The sequence below is a fragment of the Paeniglutamicibacter sp. ORCA_105 genome (assembly GCF_045798545.1).
Taxonomy (GTDB): Bacteria; Actinomycetota; Actinomycetes; order Actinomycetales; family Micrococcaceae; genus Paeniglutamicibacter; species Paeniglutamicibacter sulfureus.
In genome coordinates this window covers 35,925-58,458 of record NZ_JBIXLM010000024.1, presented here as the reverse complement: position 1 = coordinate 58,458, position 22,534 = coordinate 35,925, and the positions used below count along the sequence as shown (strand labels likewise).

Genomic DNA, 22,534 nt, shown 5'->3' with positions numbered 1-22,534 from the left:
TGCAATGACGCCCCGGCCGTTCCCCTTTGGCTACGTCCAACCCGGGGCCGGAGACCGATCGGGTAGCTTTCCCTCGTGCTGAACGACATTCCTTGCTGGCGGTTGGTAAGCGACTTGGCAAAACCAACATAGTCGGGGTGGATACCCCAGCCAGCGAATCCTGAAATCTTTGTCAGAAGTCCTCTGCGCTGGGCTTGCCCGTCGATTAGGGGTCCCTGAACGGGAACCATGGTCCGCGCTTCTGCACTCTGGGAACTTTGTCGAGAGTTTGCCGTCCTGGCGGTGACAGCCGTGGGTAAACCCTGACTTTGTATGTCGCGTGCCGTGGTCACAGGTTTTCCACAAGGTCCTCGGCGCATTTTGAGGCGTCATATTTCCGACTAAGGCAGGCACACCATGAGTAACACCTACGCAAGGCCCGCAGACAGTGGTCCCGGGGGCGGTCGAGCGTCGCAATGGCATCAACCGAAGAAGAAGCGTGGGCGGAAGGGCTCGTTCGGTGTGCCCACCCGCGTTGTGGCGGCCGGCTCTGCGCTGCTCCTGACGACCTTGGTCGGCTTCCCGGCGGTGAGCCTACCGGCCAATGCCGCGGTGGCACCCCTGGGCGCGGGATTCACCGTGACGGCAAGCGACCTCGCGTTTATTTTGAAGCAGATCAAGATTGCCGAAGCGCACGTCGCCAATACCACTTCCGCAACGGGGCCCTGTGGCGCGCTGATCGGCAACGGCCCCAACCAGGTCCCTGACGCGATCACCACCTTCGGCCTGCGGACGGTCGACGGTACCTGCAACAACCTGCTCCCCGGACGGGAGACCTTTGGCGCGGCGGACCAGACGTTCCCACGCCTGACCAACCCCGTCTTCGGCGCCGCAGAGTCCGCTCCGGCCCTCGGGCAGCCAGCGGCCACCTCATACGCGCAGAAGACGGGGGACGTCTTCGATACCCGGCCACGCGAAATCAGCAACCTGATCGTGGATCAGACGTCCACCAACCCCGCTGCGGTCAACGCGGCGGGGTTCCCCGTGCGCACACAGGGAAACGTCGGCAAGTTCCCCTGCACCACCGATCCCGACCCGCTCGCCACTCCCGCGGTCGAGGGCGTGCCCGCCGGCTGCGTGCCGACCGGGGATACGCTGTTCATCCCGAACGTCACGACCGACGTCGGCCTGTCGCCACCTTACAACTCGATGTTCACGCTCTTCGGGCAGTTCTTCGACCATGGCGTCGACCAAACCGTCAAGGGCGGGGCAACCGTCTACGTTCCACTCAAGGCTGACGACCCGCTGCGAACGGTCGGTCCCGACGCCAAGCCCAACACCGGTGACGAGGTTCCGGCCAACCAGGCCTTCATGGTCCTGACCCGGGCGCAGAACCAGCCTGGCCCCGACGGCATCCTGGGAAATGCCGACGATATCCAGGACGCAGTCAACACCGACTCGCCATACGTCGACCAGTCACAGACCTACACCTCGCACGCGTCCCACCAGGTCTTCCTGCGCGAGTACGTCAACAACACCGCCGTACGGCCGGTCGCCACGGGGAAGCTACTTGGAGGACCCGCTGGACCAACCGCCGGAGGCATGGCGACCTGGGCGCGGGTCAAGTCGCAGGCCGCGACGCTCCTGGGCCTCTCCCTCACCGACAGGGACATCACCGACGTGCCGCAGCTGGCCGTCGACCCGTACGGAAAGTTCATCCCCGGCCCCGCGCGGGGCCTTCCGCAGTACGTGACTCCGACAGGTCTGGTGGAGGGAAACAAGACCACCCCGGTTCCCGTACCCGCGAACGCCGTCCACTTCAACACGCCGTTCATGACTGACATCGCACACAACGCAGACCCCAGCCCGCAGGACACCGACCACAACCCGGCAACTCCCGCCGTTGTGCCGGTCCCGGACACCGATACGACGGCCTCGGCCGACTTCGCGGCCCAGCCGGCCGGCACCTACGACAATGAGATGCTCGACGCGCACTTCGCCGCAGGCGACGGACGAGTCAACGAGAACATCGGCCTCACCACCATCCACCAGGTCTTCCACTCCGAGCACGACAGGCTTGTGGACGACATCAAGAACACGCTGACCACCGACACCACTGTCAAGGGCGTCGCGGCACTGGCCGAATGGAAGACGGCGGCCGGAGCGGCGGGATGGAACGGCGAACGCCTGTTCCAGGCCGCCCGCTTTGTCACCGAGATGGAGTACCAGCACCTGGTGTTCGAGGAGTTCGGCCGCAAGATCCAGCCGGCGATCCAACCCTTCCGCGTCTACCACTCCGACCTGAACGCAGCGGTGAAGGCCGAGTTTGCCCACGCCGTCTACCGGTTCGGGCACTCGATGCTGACGGAGACGATCTCCCGCACCAACCCGGACGGTTCCGACAACTCCATTTCGCTGCTCGACGGATTCCTCAACCCGCCCTCGTACACGGACGGTGGAACCGCCGGCCAGCTTACCTCTGAACAGGCAGCAGGAAGCCTCGTGATGGGCATGAGCGACCAGGCTGGCAACGAGCTGGACGAGTTCGTGACCGGCACGCTGCGCAACAACCTGCTCGGCCTGCCCTTGGACCTCGCAACGATCAACCTGACCAGGGCCCGCGAGGCCGGCGTGCCGCCGCTGAACGAGCTGCGCCGCCAGATCCACGACAGCACGGGCGATGGCCAACTGGCTCCCTACACGAGCTGGGCGGACTTCGGCCAGAACCTCAAGCACCCGGAGTCGCTGATCAACTTCGTGGCCGCCTACGGAACCTACCCGACGATCACCGAGGCCACCACATCTGCCGCCAAGCGTGCGGCAGCCAAGGCGCTCGTGGACCCGGGAGGCGGGGTTTCCCCGACGCCCGAGGCGTTGGACTTCATCAACAGCGCAGGCGCCTACGCCAACACCGAGACCGGCCTGAACAAGGTCGACCTCTGGGTCGGCGGCCTGGCTGAGAAAACCAACCTCTTCGGTGGCCTACTCGGTAGCACGTTCAACTACGTCTTCGAGAACCAGATGACGGATCTGCAGAACGGCGACCGCTTCTACTACCTGGCCCGCACGCCCGGCATGAACCTGCGCGCAGCACTCGAGAGCAACAGCTTCGCCGAGATGATCATGCGCAACACCGATGGGACGCACACGCTGAAGGCGGACGTGTTCGCCACTTCGGATTGCAAGTTCCAGCTGTCAAACCTGGCGGGCACCCCGGAGGGCTACCTGGCCTCCGGTGGACCCGTGGTCGCCGACGACCCGGCATCGGAGTGCAACGAAAACTTGCTGCTGCTCCGCAAGCCTGACGGCACCATCCAGTACAAGGAAAAGAACACCGTTGATCCCTCGGGCATCAACGGCCAGGCGGTCTACAACGGCACCGCCGCTGTAGACCGGATCACCGGCGGCAACGACAACGACACGTTCTGGGGTGGCGACGGCAACGACGTCATCGAGGGCCAGGGCGGCGACGACGTGGCGCTCGGCGGTGACGGCGACGACCGCATGACCGATCTCGCCGGCGACGACGTGACCAAGGGCGGCCCGGGCGACGACTACATCAACGCGGGCATCGGCCTCGACATCGTGATGTCCGGCGACGGGCAGGACTTCACCAACGGTGGAGCAAACGACAACGAGACGTTCGCCGGAGAGGGCAACGACTTCGTCCAGGCCGGCGAGGGCACTGACGCCGTATTCGGAGGCGGCGGCGACGACTGGATCCAGGGCGGCGCCGGCGCAGACCTCCTGATCGGAGACCACGGGGCACCGTTCTTCGATGATCCTGCACAAACCAAGCCCGGCAACGACGTCTTCATCGGCCAGGTCGGCGAAAACGACTACGACGCCGAGGGCGGGGACGACATCATGTCTTCCAACTCCGCCGTGGACCGCTACGCCTCGGCGGGCGGGTTCGACTGGGCAAACCACCAGTACGACACCGTCGGCGCGGACGACGACATGAACATCAACCGCAACCTGATAGGACTGAACCTTCCGGCCGTCGTGAACCGCGACCGCTGGCAGGAGACGGAGGCGAACTCGGGTTCGGCCTTCAACGACATCATCCGCGGCGACGACGTTGTCCCCAGCGCCCAGGGCGGTGGCGGCTTCACCGGCTGCGACGCACTGGACCAGGCAGGCATCGACAGGATCGCGGGACTGGGCGACATCCTTCCGGCACCCACCACGCCACTCTCCACGGTCGAGGCTGCCTCGGCGCCCGGCGCCTGCCCTCTCGAGGGGCCGGTATGGGGAGATGGCAACATCCTGCTTGGCGGGCTCGGCAACGACGTACTTGAGGGCCGCGGAGCGGACGACGTCCTGGACGGCGACCGCTACCTGAAGGTCCGCATCAGCGTCCGCGACGGCGCCGGCACGGAGGTCGGAACCACCGACCTCATGGAGCGCACCTACCAGGCGGGCAACACCAAGACGCTCGCCGCGGACGTCGCGGCCGGCATCGTGGATCCCGGCAACCTGGTCATTGTCAGGGAACTGGTGACACCCACCGCCGCGGACGCCGCGGGGACCACCGACACCGCCGTCTTCTCCGATGTGAGTGCCAACTACACTGTCACCACAACGGGCGGCAACGGTATGCCCGGCTCGCCGGGATCCGTCACCACCGTGAACCACAACGGCGGCGCCGACGGCATCGACACGCTCCGCAACATCGAGAGCATCGTCTTCGCCGACACCGTGGCACCTAGCGCCCCGGCCATCGGGGCGGCAGTTGGCGGCAACGCCAGCGCCACGGTCAACTGGATCGCACCGGCCACGGGGATTGCAACGTCCTACGCCGTCAAGGTGGTCAACGCTGCAGGCGTCCAGGTCGGCGCACTGCGGCCGGCCGCCGCAGGGGCGACCAGCCTGGTCGTCACGGGGCTGACCAACGGAACCACCTACAGGTTCCAGGTCTCCGCCACCAACGCGGTGGGAACCAGCCCGTTCTCGGCCTTGTCCAACGCGGTGACTCCGGCCGTGCCCCTGGTACTCCAGGGAGCGGCCCGCATCGGCACCGTCACGGCGGCGAACGCCTCGGCGACCGTCAACTGGCTGGCCCCGTTGCCGGTGACCAACGCCGCTCCGGTGACCAGCTACCGGGTGCGTGCCTTCGCGGGCACCACGCTGGTGCGGACCCAGGTGGCGCCAGCCACGGCGACGTCGCTACTGGTGACGGGTCTGACCAACGGGACGGCGTACACGTTCGACGTCGCGGCGGTCAACTCCGTGGGAACGGGACCGGTCTCGGCGCGTAGCGCCGCAACCACCCCGCGGACGGAGTTCGTTGCCCCCACGGTAACGGCACGCACCCCGGCCTCCGCCGCCGTCTCGGTCAGCACTGCGACCAACGTCCTGGCGACCTTCAGCGAGCCGGTCACCGGGGTCTCGGGAACCACGTTTGTCCTTCGGTCGGGAACGACGGTGGTGGCGGCGACTGTCACCTACGACGCCACCACTCGGGTTGCCACCCTGAACCCGACCGCTACCCTGGCGGCGGACAGGACCTATGCGGTCTCGCTCACCGCGGGAATCCGCGACACTGCCGGCAACCCGCTGGTGGCGAACACCTGGTCCTTCACCACGGGCCCGGCTCCAACGGTAACCGCGTTCACTCCGGCCTCCGGGGCACGCTCGGTCAGCCAAACGGGCAACGTACTGGCGACCTTCAGCGAGCCGGTCACCGGGGTCTCGGGAACCACGTTTGTCCTTCGGTCGGGAACGACGGTGGTGGCGGCGACGGTCACGTACGACGCCACCACTCGGGTTGCCACCCTGAACCCGACCGCCACCCTGGCGGCGGACAGGACCTATGCGGTCTCGCTGACCGCGGGCATCCGCGACACTGCCGGCAACCCGCTGGTGGCTAGCACCCGGACCTTCACCACGGGCCCGGCTCCAACGGTAACCGCATTCACTCCGGCCTCCGGCGCACGCTCGGTCAGCCAAACGGGCAACGTCCTGGCGACCTTTAGCGAGCCGGTCACCGGGGTCTCGGGAACCACGTTTGTCCTTCGGTCGGGAACGACGGTGGTGCCGGCGACGGTCACGTACGACGCCACCACTCGGGTTGCCACCCTGAACCCGACCGCCACCCTGGCGGCGGACAGGACCTATGCGGTCTCGCTGACCGCGGGCATCCGCGACACCGCCGGCAACCCGCTGGTGGCTAGCACCCGGACCTTCACCACGGGCCCGGCGCCGACGTTCACCATCACCTCGGGAACCACCGGGGTGCGCAGGACGGCTAACGCGACGGCGACGTTCAGCGAGCCGGTCACGGGTGTCTCCGGGACCACCGTGCGACTGAGCAACGTCGCCAGCGGTGCAACGATCAGCGCGGTGGTCAGCTACAACGCCACCACACGCGTCATGACCGTCAATCCGTCGGTGACGCTCGGGTCGCTGGCCCAATACCGGGTCACCGTGGGCAGTGTTGCGGGCATCCGCGACGCTGCCGGCAACCCGCTGGTCGCACGTTCGTGGATATTCAGAACGGGCTCGGTGCTCTAGCGCCGCACAGTTGCTAAATCCAAGGTCCGGTGCAGCCAGCACCGGCCACCGTCGTTCTGCTGGCGCCCCGGCGCTGGTCGTGGCACTGGGACTTGCCGCGCTGCAGAAAACAAGGCGCAGTACGACATCGTCGCCAACCTGGTCCAGGCCGCCAGGGACTCCGGCGCATCTGTGCTGCTCGGCGGGAACCCGAAGAGCGGCAGCCAGGCCGCTTCCACCCGACGCCCTAGGTCGCGGACATCGACAACGGCATCCCGTTGGTCGCCGAGGAGCGGTTCTGTCCGGCCCTGGCGATCATCAAGTACTCCAGCATCGACGAGGCCATGGTGCTTGACCGCCGTCCGGTCACCGATACCGGCACATTCGGGCACGGATCTTGGCTCTCGCCATCGACCAGGGAAGCGCCGCCTGCATCGGGCATGGACACCGTTCGGGCATGGCTGAAGTTTCAGGAGCGGGACACGGGCCATCACGACTTGCCCACAAGAAGACCGTGCCGCCGCACTGGAGCCTCTTGGACTACCGCACGGTGGTGTAGCGCGGACTGCGGGTCCCCTGGCGCTGCAGCGGGACAAAGAGCTTGTAGCGGTCGGAACGATAGAGGGAGATCGAATAGTCGACGAGCACCTCACCAACAAAGGCGTATCGGGTGATGCGCAGCAACGGGAAACCCACCTCGACCTTCAGGAGCCCGGCGTGCTCGCTTGTCGCCGCCGTGCTTTCGATCTGGTCCTCGCCCCACTCCAGTACCAGGCCGTAGCGTTCATTCAACGACTGGTAGAGGGAAATGGGCGGGGGGTCGTTGAGGAACCCGGGTACCAGCGCGCTGGGCATGAAGTTCTCATCGAGGCTCATCGGCTTGCCATCGGCCAGCAGGAGACGGCTGAAGCGGATCACGGGCTCGCCCTCGTCGATCTCCATGTGGCGCGACAGGCTGCTCGAAGCCGGCGACTCCTCGAAGCGCAGCACATGCGCATCGGGGACCATGCCGCGCCGGACCATTTCCTCGCTGTAGGAGTTCAGGCGGATCTGCAGGTCCAGCTTGGGGTGCGCCACGAACGTCCCGACGCCGACCACCCTCTTGAGCACCTGGTCCTCGACCAGCGAGTCGATGGCCTGCCGCAAGGTCTTGCGGGCCACTCCGAATTCCTCGGCCAGCTCGCGCTCTGGCGGCAGCCGGTATCCGGGCTGGCAGACCGTGGCTGCGTGGGTACGCAGGATCTCGCGAATCTGCCGGTACTTGCTCACGGGCGAATCGCCATCGATCAGGCCATGCACCTTGGGCTGCGGCGCGTAGGGTTTCACATTTGCTCCAGTGTCGGTGGACCTGCATCCGGCCCCTCAGGTTTCCATTCTCCCGCATTCCGGGGCCTGGCGCTTAAAAAGCCGAAGCGGTGCTCCTCTCCCCGCGAGGGGAAAGAAGCACCGCTTCCGCCGATGCACTTCGGGTCTCACATGCCCGGGTTAGTGGGCGTGGTCACCGCGGCTGTACTCGTAGACCCAGCCAACCAGGCCGACGATCGTGAGGCCAACACCGATGTACAGGACCCAGAAGCCCAGTGCCAAACCGGCAAAGCCGATCGCGGCACCCGTACCCAGTGCCAGCGGCCACCAGCTCCACGGGGAGAAGAGGCCAACGGTGCCGGCGTTCTCGTGGATCTCGCCGTCAAGACGGTCCTCGGGACGGGGGCCGACGCGACGGGACGTGTGCAGCAGGTACCAGCCGATCATGATGCACATGCCCGAGAGCATGAACAACGCGAGGTAGCCTACGTGTTCTTCCCAGTTGGTCATGATGCCGTACACGATCGCCACCGGGGTGAAGAAGAAGATGCCGCCCAGGAAGAGCCAAGTTTCAATTTTCATCTCTACAGGTCCTTCTGGTCTGCCGGGCCGAAGATCTTGGCCACCGCCGTCTCCGGGGTCGAGCGGGCGCTCAGTTCCGGGTGGTGGAGGTCAAGAGCCGGACGCTCGGAGCGGATACGCGGAATCGAGTGGAAGTTGTGGCGCGGCGGCGGGCAGGAAGTTGCCCATTCCAGCGATGCACCAAAGCCCCACGGATCATCCACGGTAACCTTCTTGGCGTTGCGGTGCGTGGTCCAGACGTTCCAGAAGAACGGGATCATCGACATGCCCAGGATGAAGGCGAACACGGTGGAGAACTGGTTCATGGTGGTGAACCCGTCTTCCGGCATGTAGTCGGCGTAACGTCGCGGCATGCCGATGACGCCCAGCCAGTGCTGGATCAGGAACGTGCCGTGGAAGCCCACGAACAGCATCCAGAAGTGGATCTTGCCAAGGCGCTCGTTGAGCATCTTGCCGGTCCATTTCGGCCACCAGAAGTAGAAGCCTGCGAACATCGCGAAGACCACGGTTCCGAAGACCACGTAGTGGAAGTGTGCTACCACGAAGTAGGTGTCCGAGACGTGGAAGTCCAGCGGCGGGGCCGCGAGGATGATGCCGGTCAGGCCACCGAAGAGGAACGTCACCATGAAGCCGATGCTCCAGAGCATCGGGGTCTCGAAGGTGATCGAGCCCCGCCACATGGTGCCGATCCAGTTGAAGAACTTCACGCCGGTCGGAACCGCGATCAGCATGGTCATGAAGCCGAAGAACGGAAGCATGACGGAGCCGGTGACGTACATGTGGTGGGCCCACACGGAGACGGACAGCGCAGCGATCGAGATCGTTGCGAAGACCAGGCCCTTGTAGCCGAAGATCGGCTTGCGGGAGAAGACCGGGAAGATCTCGGAGACGATGCCGAAGAACGGCAGCGCAATGATGTAGACCTCCGGGTGTCCGAAGAACCAGAAGAGGTGCTGCCAGAGGACGGCACCGCCCGCTTCCGGGTCAAAGACGTGCGCCCCGAACCGGCGGTCCGCGCCGAGCGCGAACAGTGCTGCTGCCAGCGGCGGGAATGCCATCAAGACCAGGATCGAGGTGATCAGCGCGTTCCAGGTGAAGATGGACATGCGCCACATGGTCATGCCCGGTGCACGCAGGCAGATGATGGTGGTGATGAAGTTGACGGCGCCAAGGATGGTGCCGAAGCCCGAGAGCGCGAGGCCGAAGACCCAGAGGTCGCCACCCACGCCGGGGCTGAAGGTGGTGTTCGACAGCGGCGCGTATGCGAACCAGCCGAAGGACGCCGCACCCTGCGGGGTCAGGTAACCTGCCAGCGCAATGGTGGAACCGAAGGAGAAGAACCAGAAGGCCAGCGCGTTCAGGCGCGGGAAGGCCACGTCGGGTGCGCCGATCTGCAGTGGCATCATGACGTTGGTGAACCCTGCAAAGAGCGGGGTTGCAAACATCAGCAACATGATGGTGCCGTGCATGGTGAACAGCTGGTTGTACTGTTCCTTGGTCTGCAGGATCTGCATGCCCGGTTCAAACAGCTCGGCACGGATGACCAGGGCCATCACGCCGCCGATGCAGAAGAAGACGAACGAGGTGATCAGGTACATGTACCCGATCGTCTTGTGGTCGGTGGAGGTGATCCAGTTGACGAAGATCCGTCCCTTGGAAATCGGCACGACGCGTGGTGCGAGGGTCTTGGCCTCATCGGTTGCGTATTCGTAAGTAGTCACGACGGATTACTCCCCTTCCGATGCGTGGGCCGAAACCTGGTTGACCTCGCCCGGCTTGCGGTCCTGTTCCTCACCGATGTGGCCGTCCTTCAAGGTGGCCAGGTGGTTCAGGAATTCGGCTTCGGACACTACCTGCACGTTGAAGAGCATCTCCGAGTGGTATTCACCGCAGAGCTCCGCGCACTTGCCGTCGAATCGTCCTTCGACCTGCGGCGTGAGGTAGATGTAGTTGGTCTTGCCAGGAATCATGTCGAGTTTCTGCAGGAATGCAGGAACCCAGAACGAGTGGATGACGTCGCGGCTGTTCAACTCGAGCGTGACGGATTTTCCAACAGGCAGGTACAGGGTGGGCAGAGTTTCCTCGACGCCCTCTTCACCGGTCAGGTGTGCCTGAACGGTGGCATCGTACTTTTCCTGGCCCTGGTAGGTGTAGTTGTAGTCCCATGCCCACTGCTTGGCACGGACATCGACCACGAGCTCGGAATCCACCTCGGTGTTGATTGCCTTCTCGGTGCTGTCGGAGAACGTGAAGAACGTCAGGACAAGCACGAGCGGCACGGCCGTGTAGAAAATTTCGATTGGCAAGTTATAGCTGAGCTGGCGCGGGAAGCCAGTGTCATTCTTGCGGCGGCGGTAGGCGATGATGCACCAAAGCATCAGGCCCCACGTCAAGATACCGATCAAAAGTACGGTAATCCACGAGTTGACCCAGAGATCCTGGATCATACCGGTGTGGTTGGTGGTGTCACGTTCGACGTTTGGGAGCCAACCTCGCTGGACTTCCGCTGAACATCCCGTCAACAACAACGCGCCGGCGCCAGCAATCGCCATGACTTTGGCTCTGCCTTTGCGGCGGCTGCTGGTTCGGTCTTGCGAACTCACAGACGGCCCTTCCTCTTTGTTGGTGCTGAATGAGTCTTCGACACCCAGCGGCCGGACTCAAGTGAATCAACGCTGATGAGGTCGAAGAAAACCATAGTTTTACTACTTATCGTAGAGCTTACCCTCTCGGGCATGCGAATGCCGACCAAAACACCGCCCAGGGACGAAGATGTCTCAACGTATGGGCGGTGCATTTGGTTCCGGCTTAGTGGAAGGAATCTCCACAGGCGCAAGAGCCCCCGGCGGACGGGTTGTCGATGGTGAAACCCTGCTTGGAGATGGTGTCTTCGAAGTCAATCGAAGCTCCGTCCAGGTAGGGAACGCTCATCTTGTCGACAATGACCTCGACGCCGTCGTAGTCCTTTACGGCGTCGCCCTCCAGCAGGCGCTCGTCGAAGTAGAGCTGGTAAATCAGGCCCGAACATCCCCCTGGCTGAACGGCGACGCGCAACCGAAGATCGGTGCGGCCTTCCTGTTCAAGCAGTGAACGGACCTTTTCTGCTGCGACCTCCGACAGCTTGACCTCGTGGCTCGGAAGCTCGGTCGGGTCTGCGGTGGTCTCATTGGCTGCAGTTGTCATGCGTGATCCTCCATATACTGCTCACTTGGGCTACGCCTCAAGCGCGGCCCCTCACCTTCAATGGTACGACGAGACCGCACGTGCTGGCGCAGCGACGCCGCCCGGACCTTATAGCCCGTGGTTGTTCAAGCGTGCCAAGAGCAGCGCCTCGGCCAAAATTGCGTGACGGAAATCGCCCAGGTGCAGCGACTCATTGGCCGAGTGCGCGCGGGAATCCGGGTCTTCGACGCCGGTCACGAGGATCTGCGCGGCGGGGAAGATCTCGAGCAGGTCGGAGATGAATGGAATGGATCCGCCGATGCCGGTTTCAACTGCCGGAACTCCCCACGCCTCCCCCAGCGCCCACAGGCTAGCTTGCGCGGCCGGGGCCGAGGTGTCGGTGGAAAAGGACTGCCCGGCCTCGTCGGCCTCGAAGGTCACCTGGGCCCCGCCCAGGTCCTGGCCCATGATGTGCGCGCGCAGCGCGGCAACCGCCGACTCCGGGTCCTGTCCGGGGGCGATGCGCAGGCTCAGCTTGAATCGCGTGGAAGGCAACAAGGTGTTTGAAGAAACCGCAACCGAGGGGATGTCCATCCCGATGATCGAAAGGGCCGGTTTGTTCCAGAGCCTGTCGGCGATGTTGCCGCTGCCCGCCAACTGGACCGAGTCCAGCACCGAGGAATCCGCCCGGAACGACCCCTCTGGGTAGTCGACGACCGCACGCTCGTGGGAGACCAGGCCCTCGATGGCCACGTTGCCCTCGGCGTCATGGAACGTGGAAATCAAGCGAGCTGCCAGGGTGGGGGCATCGAGCAGCGGCCCGCCAAACATGCCCGAGTGCACCGCATGGGCCAGGGCGCGGACCTCCACCACTCCCCCGACCATGCCGCGCAGGGAAGTGGTCAGCGCCGGGACCCCCACCTTCCAATTGCTGGAGTCGGCGACCACGATGACGTCCGCCTCCAGACGATCGCGGTGGGTCTCCAGGAACCGGCGGAAACTGGGCGAGCCGGCCTCTTCCTCGCCTTCGAGGAAGAAGGCGACACCCAGGCCGAAGTCCGCAATGCTGTCCAGCACCGCTCGCAGGGCGGCAATGTGCACCATGATGCCGGCCTTGTCATCGGCCGCTCCGCGACCATACAGCCGGCCATCGATCTCGGTGGCTTCAAAGGGCTTGGTGTCCCACAGGTCCTCGTCGCCCGGAGGCTGCACATCGTGGTGGGCATAGAGAAGGATGGTCGGCTTGCCGTCGCGGGCCGGGCGATTGGCCACGATAGCGGGGCCCCCGGGCACTCCTGCGGGGGTGGGAACGCGGAGGATCTCGACATTTTCCATGCCGGCTTCGCGCACCAGCTGCGCCACGGCCTCGGCGCTTCGGTCCAGTTGGTCGGGGTCGAACGATTCCCAGGCAATGCCGGGAATGGCCACCAGCCTGCCGAGTTCGGAGACGATGCGGTTGAAATCGGTATCTACGTGCGCGCTCAGGGACTCGCGATCCACGCCGAATGATGCCGGGGCGGCGGTGTTCTTGGTAGTCATGGGAAAAAGCCTACAACCGCGCCGTGCGCCGAATGGCGATGGCGTGCCGGGTGCAAGCTAGACTGGAAAGGTGTTTGGACGCAAGAAAGATCAGGCAGCTTCCGTAGAAGCGCCCACAGAAGAGACCACAAAGCCCGCCGGCAAAAATGCCCCGACCCCAAAGCGCAGTGCGCAGCAGGCGCAAAACCAGCGCCCGTTGGTACCCACCGACCGCAAGCTTGCGCGCGCGGCCGAGCGCAACCAGCGCCTGGAGGCCCAGAACCGCATGCGGCTGGCCAACGAGACCGGCGACGAGCGCTTCATGGCAGCCCGTGACCAGGGCCCGCAAAAGCGCTTTACCCGCGACTACGTGGACCGCCGCTTCATGGTCGGCGAATACCTGATGTTCGCGGTCTTCGCATTCCTGATCGTTTCGCTGACCCTCTCGAGGTTCCCGGCGGTTCAGGTTTACATCACCTTTGCGCTGTGGATCCTGGTGGCACTCGTTGCCGTCGACGCCTTCATCATGTCGCGCGGACTGAAGAAGGGGCTGATTGCCCGCTTCGGCTCGGTCGAACGCGGCGTGACCTACTACGGCATCATGCGCGGACTTCAGTTCCGCAAGTTGCGCCTGCCCAAGCCGCAGGTCCGCCGCGGCGAGGATCCGCGCTAACAATACGCACACGCGTTCAAGATTCCACACCAAGGCGTGTGGCGCCCCCGGGGACTGGATTCCCGGCAGGGCGCCACACGCCTTTTCGCTGTCCGGGATCCGATGGGAGAGCGCCCATTGCTCCCCCGCCCTCGTCCCAAACGGAGCGGGGCCCCCTCGCCGATCGGTGAAGGGGCCCCGCTCCGCGCATGCGCCTACTTCCTGGCCAGGGACCTGCCCTGGGCCTGTGCCTTTGCCAGTGCCTTGTTGATGCCACGGACCCATAGCGGCCCCTCGTAGAGGAACGCGGTGTAGCCCTGGACCAGGTCCGCGCCGGCCTCGAGGCGCTCGATGACATCGTCCCCGGTGCTGACCCCGCCCACGGAGATGATCGCCATTTCGGCCGGGACCTTTTCGCGCAGCACCCGCAGGACCGCCAGCGAGCGGGCCTTCAACGGTGCACCGCTGAGTCCCCCGGCCCCGATCTCGGCAACCTTGAACGCGTCGGAGACCAGCGGTTCGCGGGCAATGGTGGTGTTGGTGGCAATGATGCCGTCAAGCCCCAGCTCGGTGGCCAATGTGGCGACGTCGGCAATGTCGTCGTCATTGAGGTCGGGGGCGATCTTGACCAGCAGCGGGACGTGGCGTCCGGCGACCCGGTCGGCCTCGGCGCCCACCGCGCTCAGCAGCGGCCGCAGCGTCTCGACGCCCTGCAACAGGCGCAGCCCCGGGGTGTTGGGCGATGACACGTTGACCACCAGGTAGTCGGCGTGGGCGGCCAGTTCACGGGTGGATACAAGGTAGTCGGCGACGGCGTCATCGAGTTCCACGGTCTTGGTCTTGCCGATGTTCACGCCGATGACCGGGCGGCCGGCGCCAAAGCGGGTGCCCAGGCGCAGCCTTGCGGCACGGATGCGGGGGGCCACCGCGCGCGCACCGTCATTGTTGAACCCCATGCGGTTGATGACCGCCTTGTCCTGGACCAGACGGAACAACCGCGGCTGTTCGTTGCCCGGCTGGGCGACACCGGTGATGGTGCCGACTTCCACGTGGCCAAAGCCGAGGTCCGCCAGGGCCGGAATGCCTGCCCCCTCCTTGTCGAAGCCCGCCGCCAGGCCGAAGGGCGAGGGGAAGTCGATCCCCATCACGGTGCGGCGCAGCGCAGGGTCCGGGGCGCACAGCTTCCTCGCGATGACGGACACCCCGAGCTTCTCGGCCAGCCGCAGGGCATCGAAGGAAAAGTGGTGTGCCTTTTCGGGATCCATCTTCGTGAAAACCAGACGGAAAATCGTGGGGTATATGCGCATGACTCCTAGTCTTCCCGCATCCACGGCTCCAAACAACTTCAAGTTGGTTATGCTCAACACATGTCGCACGCCTCCTCCCTCGGCTCCGGACCCGCACCACCGCTTCCGGACGATCCCAGCGCAACGTGGCCGGAGTACAGCGCAACAACCCTGCCGGGCACCTGGGAGCCGGACATCCTGGGCGAGGGCTTCAGCTACACGACCCTGCCCCTGGGCGAGGACGACGAAGGCGAGCTGTGCGCCACCCTGGTGCGCCACCTGCGTCCGACCCCTGCACCCGCGCATGCACGTCCCGACCTTGGCTCCCGGTTGCGCAGCGCACTGGGCGCACTGTGGCCCGGACCGTTGGCACCGGAAGCATCCACCGACGGCACGTCGCCGACGGCGGGGCGGCACGTCGGCTTCGTGTTGGCCGTCCACGGCTGGAGCGACTACTTCTACAACGCCGAGCTGGCCCGGTATTGGAGCGATCGCGGCTACGCTTTCTACGCGCTGGACCTGCGCCGCTACGGTCGCAGCCTGCGCGCACACCACCTGAACCCCGGATTCACCGCGTCCCTGAACGAGTACGACGCGGACCTGGGCGCGGCGCTGGAGATGATCCGTTCCGTGGAAGGCGCGGACGCGACGGGCATCTGCCTGGCGCATTCGACCGGCGGGCTGGTGACAAGCCTCTGGGTCAACCGGCACCCGGAGGCCTTCGACGCGTTGATCCTGAACAGTCCGTGGCTGGAGATGCAGGGCAGCTACCTGGTGCGCTACGCCGCCCAGGGCGTGGTCGAGCCCATTGCCCGACTACGGCCGCGGGCCAAGCTGCACCTGCCGGAATTGGACAACTACTGGCGCTCGCTATCCCGACAGGGCAATGGCTCCTGGGATCTGCATCCGCGCTGGCGCCCGCCGATTGCCTTCCCGACGACCGCCGGCTGGATCACCGCGGTGATGGCCGGGCACCGGGAGGTGGCCAGGGGACTGGACATCAAGGTCCCGGTGTTGGTGCTGACCTCGAAGTCAACGCACCTGGGCACCAGCTTCGACGAGGCCATGTTGCACAACGACAGTGTCATCGAGGTCAATGTGGTGCGCGAGCGGTCCCTGAAACTGGGCAGCGAGGTCACCAACGCGATCCTCCCCGGGGCCATGCACGACGTGTTCTCTTCCCTGCCCGAGCCGAGGGCTGCAGCCTATGCGGCAATGGACCGCTGGGGCGCCGGTTACCTGCCGGACCCCGCGGTGCGCGCCGACGACGGCGGGCAACGCTGAACGCGTTCGGTCAGGCGTTGGCGGCCGCGTCCCCGGCGATGGCCGGCTTGTCCACCGCTCCCCCGTACCGGCGGTCGCGGCTGGCGTATTCGCGCACCGCATCCCACAGGGTCGTGCGGTCGACGTCGGGCCAGAGCTCGTCGATGAACACCATTTCCGCATAAGCGGATTGCCAGAGCAGGAAGTTGGACGTGCGCTGCTCGCCGCTGGTGCGCAGGAACAGGTCCACATCCGGCATCTCGGGCTCGTCCAGGTGCCTGGCCACCGTCTTCTCCGAGATTTGCGAGGGCTTCAGGGTCCCGGCGGCGACCTGTTCGGCGATCGCCTTCACGGCATCGGCGATCTCCGCCCGCCCGCCGTAGTTCACGCACATGGTCATCTGGCAGGTCTGGTTGGCGGCGGTGAGTTTCTCGGCGGCCTTGAGCTCGTTGACCACGGTTCGCCAGAGCCGCGGCTCGCGTCCGGCCCAGCGGATGCGCACGCCCCATTCGTTGAGGGTGTCGCGCTGGCGGCGCAGAACGTCGCGGGAGAAGCCCATCAGGAAGCGAACCTCCTCGGGGCTGCGCTTCCAGTTCTCCGTGGAGAAGGCATACACCGAGACGTACTTAATGCCCATTTGCACAGCCCCGGCGATGACGTCCAGCAGCGCGGCCTCACCGGCGCGGTGGCCCTCGGTGCGCGGCAGCCCGCGCGCGTTGGCCCAGCGGCCGTTGCCATCCATCACGATGGCCACATGCTGCGGGATGAGCTCGGGCTGGATGTAGGGCATGGGCGCGTCCTGCGGCCGCGGCGCCGGGACGCGGGGCCCGGGCTTGCCGGTGATCTTGGGGGCTTTGCTCATTGTCGCTCCACGAGTTTGAGGGATTTTACTGCTCGTTCAAGGTGCCATTGCAGGTAATTGGCCACCACTGCCGCGCCCTGGGCGCGGGTGGCCCCGTCCGCCGCGTCGATCACTGCCCAGTTGCCCTCGAGCAGGGCTGCAAGCAGGGATACCGTCGCCGGTGACGGGGACATCGATCCTGCGGGCCGGCAGTCATGGCAGACCACCCCGCCCAGCGGGATGTTGATGGCCTGGTGGGGGCCCACCGCTCCACAGCGGACGCAGTGGGTGAAGCTGGGCGCCCAGCCGGCGGTGGCCAGCGCGCGCAGCAAGTAGGAGTCCAACACGGTACCGGATTCGTGCCCGCCGCGGGCCAGGGTAGCCAGGGCGCCGTGCAGCAGGCGGTATTGCGGGGCAATGGATTCGGCATCGGCGTCGGTGAGTCGTTCCGCCGTCTCCAGCATTGCGGCCCCGGCGGTGTAGGCGGAGTAGTCGGCCACCAGCGCCTGGCCGTAGGGGTGGCGCAGCTGGGCCTGGATGATGGTGTGCAGCGAGCGTCCGGCAACGATCTGGGCGTCGACCTCCATGAACGGCTCGAGCGTGGCCCCCAGTTTGGAACTGGTGCGCCGCACACCCTTGGCCACCGCGCGCACCACCCCGAGCTCGGGGCTCAGCAGGGTGATGATTCGGTCGGCCTCGCCGAGCTTGTGGGTGCGCAAGACGATGCCGCGGGTGCGGTAGCTCTTTGCTGCAAACGTTGAACGTGACACGTAATCCATGATCCCAGAGAAATGCGGCGGCGGGTGCATCCTCCGGGGTTTCCGAAGGTGCACCCGCCGCCGCTTGGTGTGCCTAGGCCTGGTCGCGCACCGCGCGGTTGACCGCGGAGATGACTGCCTTCAGCGAGGACATGGTGGTGTTGGTGTCCATGCCGACGCCCCAGAGCACGCGCTCGCCCACGGCGGCCTCGACGTAGGCGGCGGCGGCGGCGTTGCCGCCCTCGGACAGGGCGTGCTCGGTGAAGTCCAGCACGCGCACGTCCACGCCTTCGTTGCCCAGGATGTTGACCAGTGCGTTGATCGGGCCGTTGCCGGCGGCCGAGCGGCGGTGCGGGACCCCGTCGATGAGCAGCGTGGCGGTCAGCGCGAAGCTGCCGTCCTCGGCGGTGTCGGCGTTGGCTGATCCCAGCTTGAAGCGGCCCCACTCCTGCGCGTCGGACCCTTCGGTGATCGGCAGGTACTCGTCCTGGAAGACCGACCAGATCTCGGCTGCAGAGATTTCCCCGCCCTCGCCGTCGGTCTTGCGCTGGATGACCCCGGAGAACTCGATCTGCGCGCGGCGCGGCAGATCCAGCGAGTGCTCGCTCTTGAGCAGGTAGGCGACCCCGCCCTTGCCGGACTGCGAGTTCACGCGGATCACTGCTTCGTAGGAGCGTCCGATGTCCTTCGGGTCGATCGGCAGGTACGGCACGCCCCAGGTGATCTCGTCGATGGTCTTGCCGGCCGCCTTCGCGTCGGCCTCCATGGACTCGAAGCCCTTCTTGATGGCGTCCTGGTGGGAGCCGGAGAAGGCGGTGAAGACCAGGTCGCCACCGTAGGGGGAACGCTCGGCAACGGGCAGCTGGTTGCAGTATTCGACGGTGCGGCGGATCTCGTCCATGTCGGAGAAGTCGATCATCGGGTCGATGCCCTGGCCAAACATGTTCATGCCCAAGGTGACGAGGTCGACGTTGCCGGTGCGTTCGCCGTTGCCGAAGAGGCAGCCCTCGATGCGGTCCGCGCCGGCCAGGTAGCCGAGCTCCGCGGCCGCGACGCCGGTGCCGCGGTCGTTGTGCGGGTGCAGGGACAGCACGATGGAGTCGCGGTTGGCCAGGTTGCGGTGCATCCACTCGATCGAGTCGGCGTACACGTTGGGGGTGGCCATTTCCACGGTCGCCGGCAGGTTCAGGATCATCTTGTTTTCGGGGCTGGCCTCAAGGACCTCGGCCACGGCGTCGGAGATGCGCTTGGCGAACTCCAGCTCGGTGCCGGTGAAGGATTCCGGGGAGTATTCGTAGGTGATCTTGGTGCCGGTGAGCTGTTCCTCGTACTTCTTGCACAGGCGCGCGCCGGTCAGGGCGATGTCGACGATGCCGTCCTGGTCCTGGTTGAACACCACGCGGCGCTGGAGCACCGAGGTGGAGTTGTACAGGTGCACGATGGCCTGCTTGGCGCCCTCGAGCGCCTCGTAGGTGCGCTCGATCAGGTGTTCGCGGGACTGGGTGAGGACCTGGATGGTCACGTCGTCCGGGATGCCGCGCTCGATGAGCTGGCGGACGAAGTCGAAGTCGGTCTGCGAGGCCGAGGGGAACCCCACCTCGATTTCCTTGAAGCCCATCTTCACCAGGAGGTCAAACATCTTGTGCTTGCGTTCGGGGCTCATCGGGTCGATCAGGGCCTGGTTGCCGTCGCGCAGGTCCACGGCGCACCAGCGCGGGGCGGTGGTGATGTACTTGTCCGGCCAGGTGCGGTCAGGCAGGGAGACGTGGATCTGGTCCTGGAACGGCACATACTTGTGGACGGGCATTCCGGAGGGCTTTTGCAGGTTCAGCATTTCAAGGGGCCTTTTCTTTGATGGTGAGAAAGTGAGCCGGGACAGTGGGTGACTCCGCAGCGAGGGGTCGGCCGAAGGACGCGTTAGAGTCCTGTTTGGTTCTCGCCGCGGCGGCTTAGTAGAAGTAGTCCGAAATGCATTAATCCAACATATCACCGCACGAACACCGAATGTGAGTTGACGGATAAATGTGTCAAATGCCGGACACCGTGTGGCCTGGCACTGCCGCTTCGCTGCCCTGTTGGCCATCGCGACCAATGGCCCGGTGGACGGCGAACCGCCGGAGGAAGAACGGCTTGGCCAGTGTGTTCCCGGTGCGCCCGCCGGTGCCGCGCTGTCCAGCCAGGCGGGGGGTTCCTGCGTGCCCACGAGCTGCGATTGCCTCCCGTGACGGCATCCCTCGGCAGTGCGGTCGACATTCCTGACGCGGCACGGCGCGCAGGGCGTGTTTTCGGTTCGGTGCGTCCAGGCCCTGACCCCCCCTGTCTTTCGCCTCGCCCCTGCACTAATGTCGTTCCTGCCTACTCCCCTGCAGACCACAGGAGGTAGCGGAATGGATATGACGCCAGTGCGTAGTGGCGGGCCCGGAATGCCGACCCTGCCCGATGCCCCTTCAGAGTCCCCTGCGTTGATTTCGCCGCCGCTCGTACCGCTGGCCAGCGCCGGATTGGCCTCCGGACACCGGCTCGCCGCACACCATGGCACCGGCGATCCGGAAGAGCTGGCGCCCCAGGGCGAGGGCGTGAACCTCGCCTGCAAACGGATTGGGTTTTGGAGCCACCAAAGAGCGGCCATCCATCCGTTGGAGACAAGGAGAAATCGATATGAGTTCGATCGTGGTAGAGGCATTCATTACCCTCGACGGCCTAGTCCAGGCACCCGGCGGCCCCGAAGAGGACCCGGAAGAGGGCTTCGAGCACGGAGGCTGGCAATTCCGGGACAGCCCCGTGGGGCTCGGGGAGATCCTCGAGGAGTGGGAGAGCCGGACCGAGGCGCTGCTGCTGGGCCGCAAGACGTACGAAATCTTCGCAGGCGCATGGGGCGTGTGGGACGAAAACGCCGAGGGCTTTCAGGGCGAGCTGACCAAGAGGTACAACCGCATCCCCAAGTACGTTGCCTCGCGCACGCTCAGCGAGGTCGGCTGGAAGAACTCCCAACTACTGGGCCCGGACGTCCCGGCTGCGGTGAAGAAGCTGCGGGCCGAGCCCGGCGGAGAAATCCGTGTGTGGGGCAGCGGCGTGCTGATCAAGACGCTGGCAGAGCACGACCTGGTCGATGAGTACCGGCTCGTTGTCTACCCCCTGGTGCTGGGCTCCGGCAAGAAGCTGTTTTCCGACGGGTTCCCGCTTTCCACGTTTGACTTGGTCGAGACACGCGCGCTTTCGGCCGGAGTCCTGGTCAACATCTACCGACCCTCAAACGCCGGCTGAGCCACTGGGACAGCGGCTGGGGGCAAACCACGCCGGCTCCCTCGCGCGAACAACCACGGGGCGGGGAAAACAACGAACCAAGGTGCAGGAATTGGCGGCATTCCTGCCCGCCCGGGTTACTTCGGCCCGGCCGAGCAAGTCGATGGGGGGGCAAGAGATGAAGGCCGTGGTTGTCGGTGCGGGTATTGCGGGTCTGGTCACGGCCCGCCAACTCGGTTTGGCCGGCTGGGAAGTCGCAGTGCTGGAGAAATCGGATGCCCCGCGCGCCGATGGATACATGATGGATTTCTTCGGCCCCGGAGTGGAGGCGTCGGAGAAGATCGGCCTCTACCCCCGGCTCGCGCAGGTTGCCTACCGCATCGAAGCGGCACAGTACGTCGATGTGGCCGGGCGCCCCACCGCCAGCCTCGACTACCAGCGGTTCTCCAGGCTTGCCGGCGGGAAGGTCCTGAGCCTGCTGCGCCCGGACATGGAGCGGGCCGCACTTGCCGCGCTCAACGACGTACCCGACGGCCGGGCGGGAATCCGGTACTCGGCTCCCGTTTCGCGCGTCTCCAACGATGGCGACGGCGTGCGGGTCCACATTGGCGGCGCAGGCGACGAGCGTGGGCACGGCTCGCTCTGCGCGGATGTGTTGATAGGCGCCGACGGCATCCATTCGGCTGTGCGTGCTGCGGTGTTTGGGCCCGAGGATCGGTACCTGCGTCCCCTGGGCATGCGCGCCGCGGCTTTCATCGTGACCGAACCGAACCTCAATGCACGTTTCCGCGACCGCTTCACGCTCACCGACAGCATCGACAGGACGGCCGGATTCTACGGGCTTCGCTCGGACGAGGTTGCCGCGTTTATGGTCTATCGGGACGTCCAGGGCTTCCCTGGCTCCGGGGACACCCGGGAGCGGCTGCGCCGCGAGTTCGCCGGTCTCGGCGGCGCGGTGGACCGGCTGCTGGAATTGTGTCCCGAGCATCCGTACGACGATGTCGTCGCGCAGGTCGTCATGCCTGGTTGGCACCACGGACGAACCGTGCTGGTTGGGGACGCGTGCGGTGCGGTGTCGTTGCTTGCGGGCCAAGGCGGCTCGCTGGCCATTGCCGGGGCCGCCATGCTGGGTGATGTGCTGGGCCCCGTGGACTCGGCGGCGGGGATCGGCCCCGCCCTGGCGGAATTCGAGCGACGGTGGAAACCCTTTGTGGACGTGGCGCAGGCCTCCGGGAGGCGGGCCGCCTCGTCGTTCGTTCCCGCCAGCAGGACCGGCCGGCTACTGCGCCGGTGGATCATCCGGGCCACCCACCTGCCGGGGGTTGACAGGCTGGTGGCGCGGATGATCGTGGGCCGGATCGCCAGGTAGGCGGCGCCGGCCAACGCAACGGCCCCGTGGGCAGACCCCGAGGGGGCTGCGCACGGGGCCGAATATGCAGGTGGACTGCAG

At 65.7% G+C, this 22,534-nt stretch carries 15 protein-coding genes and 1 pseudogene; 6 read left to right on the top strand and 10 right to left on the bottom strand.

From position 1 onward, the window contains the following. Positions 1-501 precede the first annotated feature (501 nt). Complete coding sequence (locus tag ACIPUB_RS12860) at positions 502-6,495, top strand: peroxidase family protein (RefSeq protein ID WP_407607735.1); 5,994 nt, start codon at positions 502-504, stop codon at positions 6,493-6,495. Between the two features lie 105 nt (positions 6,496-6,600). Then, positions 6,601-6,822 (top strand): annotated as a pseudogene (locus ACIPUB_RS12855) (aldehyde dehydrogenase family protein); the annotation flags it as partial. 192 nt (positions 6,823-7,014) lie between these two features. On the opposite strand, the gene ACIPUB_RS12850 reads toward ACIPUB_RS12855, so the two are convergent. The 6 genes from ACIPUB_RS12850 to ACIPUB_RS12825 form a co-directional block, all read right to left on the bottom strand. Further along, positions 7,015-7,800, bottom strand: a complete 786-nt coding sequence (locus tag ACIPUB_RS12850) for a GntR family transcriptional regulator (RefSeq protein WP_407607734.1) — start codon at positions 7,798-7,800, stop codon at positions 7,015-7,017. 159 nt (positions 7,801-7,959) lie between these two features. Further along, complete coding sequence (locus ACIPUB_RS12845) at positions 7,960-8,361, bottom strand: cytochrome c oxidase subunit 4 (protein ID WP_310287448.1); 402 nt, start codon at positions 8,359-8,361, stop codon at positions 7,960-7,962. 2 nt (positions 8,362-8,363) lie between these two features. Then, complete coding sequence (ctaD, locus tag ACIPUB_RS12840) at positions 8,364-10,082, bottom strand: cytochrome c oxidase subunit I (protein WP_407607733.1); 1,719 nt, start codon at positions 10,080-10,082, stop codon at positions 8,364-8,366. A gap of 6 nt (positions 10,083-10,088) precedes the next feature. Continuing rightward, complete coding sequence (gene coxB, locus ACIPUB_RS12835) at positions 10,089-10,913, bottom strand: cytochrome c oxidase subunit II (RefSeq protein ID WP_302266093.1); 825 nt, start codon at positions 10,911-10,913, stop codon at positions 10,089-10,091. A gap of 256 nt (positions 10,914-11,169) precedes the next feature. After that, positions 11,170-11,544: an iron-sulfur cluster assembly accessory protein gene (locus ACIPUB_RS12830; RefSeq protein ID WP_264271738.1), complete on the bottom strand. Its 375-nt coding sequence runs from the start codon at positions 11,542-11,544 to the stop codon at positions 11,170-11,172. Between the two features lie 108 nt (positions 11,545-11,652). Then, positions 11,653-13,062, bottom strand: a complete 1,410-nt coding sequence (locus tag ACIPUB_RS12825; protein ID WP_407607732.1) for a dipeptidase — start codon at positions 13,060-13,062, stop codon at positions 11,653-11,655. Between the two features lie 70 nt (positions 13,063-13,132). On the opposite strand from ACIPUB_RS12825, the gene ACIPUB_RS12820 reads away from it, so the two are divergent. Continuing rightward, on the top strand, positions 13,133-13,714 hold the full coding sequence (locus tag ACIPUB_RS12820; protein WP_264271736.1) for a DUF3043 domain-containing protein: 582 nt from the start codon (positions 13,133-13,135) through the stop codon (positions 13,712-13,714). A 194-nt stretch (positions 13,715-13,908) separates the two neighbouring features. Here the strand turns inward: ACIPUB_RS12820 and ACIPUB_RS12815 are convergent, their stop codons facing one another. Continuing rightward, complete coding sequence (locus tag ACIPUB_RS12815) at positions 13,909-15,000, bottom strand: quinone-dependent dihydroorotate dehydrogenase (protein ID WP_407607731.1); 1,092 nt, start codon at positions 14,998-15,000, stop codon at positions 13,909-13,911. Positions 15,001-15,060: 60 nt separating this feature from the next. On the opposite strand from ACIPUB_RS12815, the gene ACIPUB_RS12810 reads away from it, so the two are divergent. After that, positions 15,061-16,263, top strand: a complete 1,203-nt coding sequence (locus ACIPUB_RS12810; protein WP_407607730.1) for an alpha/beta hydrolase — start codon at positions 15,061-15,063, stop codon at positions 16,261-16,263. 10 nt (positions 16,264-16,273) lie between these two features. Here the strand turns inward: ACIPUB_RS12810 and ACIPUB_RS12805 are convergent, their stop codons facing one another. The 3 genes from ACIPUB_RS12805 to leuA all read right to left on the bottom strand — a co-directional run bounded on the left by ACIPUB_RS12805 (position 16,274) and on the right by leuA (position 19,675). Then, a complete protein-coding gene (locus ACIPUB_RS12805) occupies positions 16,274-17,104 on the bottom strand; it encodes an isoprenyl transferase (RefSeq protein WP_407607729.1) in 831 nt (276 codons plus the stop codon). Further along, entirely contained in the window at positions 17,101-17,853 is a 753-nt protein-coding gene (recO, locus tag ACIPUB_RS12800) for a DNA repair protein RecO (RefSeq protein WP_407607728.1), read from the bottom strand. Before recO ends, ACIPUB_RS12805 begins: the two co-directional genes overlap by 4 nt. Before the next feature lie 82 nt (positions 17,854-17,935). Beyond that, positions 17,936-19,675 (bottom strand): 2-isopropylmalate synthase, encoded by a 1,740-nt coding sequence (gene leuA, locus ACIPUB_RS12795; protein ID WP_407607727.1) that lies wholly within the window; start codon positions 19,673-19,675, stop codon positions 17,936-17,938. Positions 19,676-20,499: 824 nt separating this feature from the next. On the opposite strand from leuA, the gene ACIPUB_RS12790 reads away from it, so the two are divergent. Continuing rightward, positions 20,500-21,105 carry a dihydrofolate reductase family protein gene (locus ACIPUB_RS12790; RefSeq protein ID WP_407607726.1) on the top strand — a complete coding sequence of 202 codons (606 nt, stop codon included), beginning with the start codon at positions 20,500-20,502 and terminating at the stop codon, positions 21,103-21,105. A 157-nt stretch (positions 21,106-21,262) separates the two neighbouring features. Beyond that, positions 21,263-22,453 carry an FAD-dependent oxidoreductase gene (locus ACIPUB_RS12785; RefSeq protein ID WP_407607725.1) on the top strand — a complete coding sequence of 397 codons (1,191 nt, stop codon included), beginning with the start codon at positions 21,263-21,265 and terminating at the stop codon, positions 22,451-22,453. Positions 22,454-22,534: the final 81 nt, after the last annotated feature.